The organism is Bacillus sp. C30, from assembly GCF_040838255.1.
Classification (GTDB): domain Bacteria; phylum Bacillota; class Bacilli; order Bacillales; family Bacillaceae_G; genus Bacillus_A; species Bacillus_A mycoides.
Window position 1 is genome coordinate 1 of sequence record NZ_JBFPJH010000275.1, and the last position, 4,435, is coordinate 4,435.

Sequence of the window (4,435 nt, forward strand, 5' to 3'; positions counted from 1 at the left end):
GATGCTTGTCGCAAGATCAAATATACTTTGATAAGAAACAGCTTTCACTTCAATTTTTTGCCCTTCGAGGTATTCTTTCATTTCAAAGAATTTCACATTTGCTTCATCTGAAATCTTTTTTAATAGCGGTTTAACTGTGAAAAGCATGTAATTTTTAGTTTGCTTTTCCACATCAGCCATTTCTCCATATAACAAAGCTGTTGGGATTCCGATAGCCATTGCGACTTGATTTAAAAAACCATTCGTTACTTTATTAATTTCTTCCACACTTTGTCCAGAACTTCCACCACCAGACGAAGTCTCACTGAATTTAAAACCTGGTTGTTGAGGTACAATTGCAATATCTTTTTCGCCAAATGCTTTATACATTTTCTCAACGAACTTTTGCAATTTCCCCCGTCCTTCTTCAGTTTTTGCCATTTGAGCTTCTATATCTACTACACCGCGAATTTGGTTTTTCCGTTTTTGAGAACTTAATATTCGTCCGAATAGATCACCGTAGTCAGTAAACAATCCATCAATTAGTGGTGACAACTTATCATTACGATATTTCAAATGAATAACTTCGCTTTGTTTATATGACCGCTTAAACTCATAATCTTTTACTACTACATTTGTAAACGCATCTTCAAACACAGCAAATTCATTATGTTGAAAATAATCAGCAATAAGTAGGTCTCCATCATCAGATTGGATTACTAGACATTCATTATCATAAATAAGTTTACGAATTAACTTTTCCCAGAAAGTGCTTGCTGTCATATTCTTATTCGGTCTAACATTCAAGCGATAATATAACTCATTTTTTAAAAATCCTTTGCTATTTTTCACTCTGAATTCTGATTGGCTAATTGTCCTACCTAAAAAAGATACGCATGTTTCAATAGCCAATCGTTTCATATGAACCCTATTAGATGTTTCCGAAACTATATCGTCATCGTACATATAATCTAATTCTTTATTCCTATTAAACACATTATCAAGCCATCCAATTGTAATCACCCCCCTTAAAAATCAATTTCATCTAGCATGAACTCAACCTCTTCTTCAAGAATGTTATCTGCTTGCCATAAAGCATGAATAAAGGCTTGGAACCCATCCGTTTTCCTTTTAAATTCATCTTTTTTCAGATACTCTTTGTTTCCATCTTTTTTGATGTGGACGTAGACATTGTTGGTGTACCAACGCATTAATGGATTATCACCAAAAATAATGCGATTGTTTGCAAATAACGTTTCGACCCTTGGTGCTAATAAAGAATGAATAGCTTTGGGATTACGAATATATAACAATATGAAACCTTCAGCTTCAAGTGCTGTTTTAACAAGATCAAGACGGAATGTATCAGCTACAATCGTATTAAACCCGTATAACTCACGCATTTTTACAAACCAATCTACAATGTGAGAGATATTAATTACGGGTTCGTCCACAATAGTCAGTAAGTCATTTTCAGCCCATTCATAAATAGGTGCTTTTAATTTCACCTTGTCTAAGAATCCTTTACGTACAAATGAATGACCTTTCCAAATATAATCCTCACCATGTTTAAATAGTAAACCGACCGCCGCGAAGTCTTTGATGCTGGCGAAGTCGAGGCCGCCCACAGCAACTTTATGTGTTAAATCCGGTATTTCTCGTATTGTCTCTCCATCTTCTTCATATCCTGTACGCATGATTTCTTCCCAAGGAGCTACAGCCTTTGTTAAATCTACCTCTGGTACATTCATTCTCTTAGTCATGAAGTTTTCTCTGTTAGACGGATCATTTTCAAGATTCTTATACTGACGCATAACCTTCTTAAACAATCCCCTAGCATATTGACCCATGGGCTTACTAAACATCGGATTTGCTTTTTCCCACATATCCGGATTGCCTACTTCTTCCGTGTTATCAAGCTTGCAAATAAAAGGGAACAGCCTATCTTCTTTTTCCTTCCCTTTCAAGATATTCATTGCTCTCTCTTTCATTTTGTCAAGATAACCTTCGCGAACAAATCCATCTGTAGTAATAAAAAATTCCCTAGAGTTAGGAACTTTACCTAAACCACTAGAGAATACTTCTACAACATCGCTATTTTCATATCTGTGTATTTCGTCATAAATAACACAGCCGTCTCTTAATGAGTCTTTACTTCCTGCATTTGATGTATGAAATTCAAAAGTTGAACGAGTAGCTTTATTTGTTATCAATTGTTTTGTTGATACAAATAGCTCATCTAATATCTCGTGCTTTTTATTCTTTTCATAAACATCCACAAAAGAAGTTTTAGCTTGCCTTTCTGTATTAGCAACTACTGATACGTTATAATGCTCAATACCATGTAACTCACTAATGAAAAAGTGTGTCAATGCACTAATCAATCCATTTTTACCAGCACCCCTTGCCATCATCCAAAAATGCTGATCAAAATAAACATCTTCATATTCATCAAATAAAAATACAAATGCTATTAAAAACTTTTGAAAATAATTTAATTTAAAATGCCATTTTTCTATGAAAGTTACACATTTATTAATTAAATCCGTATCGAAATGTAAATCGTCACGGGTTAATATATCTTGTTTTAGATAATTAATCAGCATGATGCGTTCTTTATTTAATAATACTGCTTCTGTTTCATATAGTTCTATATATTCACTTACATACTTATGGCTAATCATATTAAATCACTTGCCGAATACTTCTTAATTTCTTTTTTATTACTTCCTTCTGGTAACAAATCAGTAAGCTGTTTGATGATTCGTTGATAGGATTGATCACGAGTATTATAGAATCGGGCAACAGGTCGTTCTCTTTCATACGGCTCTGCTTTATCAGATTGTGAGAACAATTCGTAATCACCATTCTCAGATATATCTATCCACATCTCATCTAACAAAACTCGTAATCTTGCCGCTTGAATAATTAATCCCTCAACAACCTTTAATTTATTAGGTGGGATGCCTTTAAATAATCTCTTCAAACGATTTTTTTCTTTGTTAACTAGTATCTCACGCTCATCGATATCCGCCATAATATCACCTCGATTCAATCCTATTTTTAAACATGGGAGGGGGTCCTATGCGATACGGCTCGAAAATCTGGAAAATCGACCCCCTCCTCCGGTGCCCCTAAGACAAAAAAAGCCCAATCCTCGAATGGGGGGGTATTTTTGTTGTATTTTCACCATTTCTCATCATGTTCCCATTTATTTTTTTCTTTTCGTAAATTCTTCCATGTTCTTTGTTATGACAATTCACACAAACTGTTTCAAGGTTGTCTATGTCTAATGCAAGATCAGGATGATGTTCTAGTTCTTTTATATGATGGACAACAAGCTGTATCTTCTTACGCTTTGCGCTCTCACTGTATTCATTGGTATCTATTTGTACTCGGCCATTACGTTTACATTCCTGGCACTCGTAGTTGTCACGCTTCTTTACTAACTCTCGTATGCTCTTCCACTCACCACTGTCATAGAACTTACGCTTTTGTTGTTTGGTTTTATATTCTTTCATCACTTGTTTACCTTTTATTTTGTCCTAAATATGGACATTTTTGAGTATTTACTGTTATGTTCCTCATGTTATAGTAAGAGTACCCTAATTCCCGAGACCACCTGGTCAACGGATATCGTTTATATTTGCACAGTTGCACATCTTCCTCAGCAGATGATGCAGCTGTGCTTATTTAATTACTCCATCAGAAATTCATCCATTGTTTTATCAAGCATTTGTCTCACTCTCATCATTTCTTTTCAAATTACTTTGAGCTACTGTCCTATATTCCGATTCTTCTTTTTCTTTTTTTAAAAAATAACATGCTTCCTTATTTCACATGACACTCCCTCACTTTTACTAATATTGGAAAAATATCTTTTGTAGAATCAGCAACAACAAGAAGATAACTGACCACGAATTTCACCACTAGGATGTTGAACAGTGTGAACATTAATATAAATATTTTCAACGTTAATTTCATTTACAAGATCCCTTAACGAATGACCTGCTAATGAACCAACTAAATTGGCTTGAGTGATTTCTCCTGTAAAAATAGCATATTCTATTGAAATAGGTTTTTCAATTGGTCCAAATAAAAAACCCACAACAGGACCATTGGTCCCCTTTTGACCTAAATGTAGATGCCCCATCGTTACCTGATCTAGTGCATATAATCTCAATTTAAACTCTAAACTACGATTATCCTGACTTAATACAAAATATGCCTTTCCTCGAGCCATTGTTTCTACTGCAGGAACTTCCTCTACTCCACATAGGTTTGAGAAAAACATAATAATATAGTCCTCCCTTTGAGTCTTACTAAGGTGTGTCACAATTTACGATTTTCTTCTATATCGTATGTAAATAAATAGACAAGCGTGTCCTTATCACAGATGAGTTTAATTTATGCATGGAAATGAATTAAATATACACAATGACTTCCTATAATATTA

Annotated in this window: 4 protein-coding genes and 1 pseudogene; all 5 read right to left on the bottom strand. The window is 34.4% G+C overall.

The genetic code is table 11. The annotated features are described in order from the left end of the window. Positions 1 to 1,002, bottom strand: a 1,002-nt coding sequence (locus tag AB3X49_RS18305; RefSeq protein ID WP_367963853.1) for a phage portal protein, incomplete at its 3' end; no start/stop codon positions are given. A 5-nt stretch (positions 1,003 to 1,007) separates the two neighbouring features. Continuing rightward, positions 1,008 to 2,663 (bottom strand): terminase TerL endonuclease subunit, encoded by a 1,656-nt coding sequence (locus AB3X49_RS18310; protein WP_367963855.1) that lies wholly within the window; start codon positions 2,661 to 2,663, stop codon positions 1,008 to 1,010. Continuing rightward, positions 2,660 to 3,016 (bottom strand): hypothetical protein, encoded by a 357-nt coding sequence (locus tag AB3X49_RS18315; protein WP_264541252.1) that lies wholly within the window; start codon positions 3,014 to 3,016, stop codon positions 2,660 to 2,662. The genes AB3X49_RS18310 and AB3X49_RS18315 overlap by 4 nt, the downstream gene beginning before the upstream one ends. Before the next feature lie 149 nt (positions 3,017 to 3,165). Continuing rightward, a pseudogene (locus tag AB3X49_RS18320) lies at positions 3,166 to 3,500 on the bottom strand (HNH endonuclease). 368 nt (positions 3,501 to 3,868) lie between these two features. Further along, a complete protein-coding gene (locus AB3X49_RS18325) occupies positions 3,869 to 4,273 on the bottom strand; it encodes a CHRD domain-containing protein (RefSeq protein ID WP_367963857.1) in 405 nt (134 codons plus the stop codon). Positions 4,274 to 4,435 lie beyond the last annotated feature (162 nt).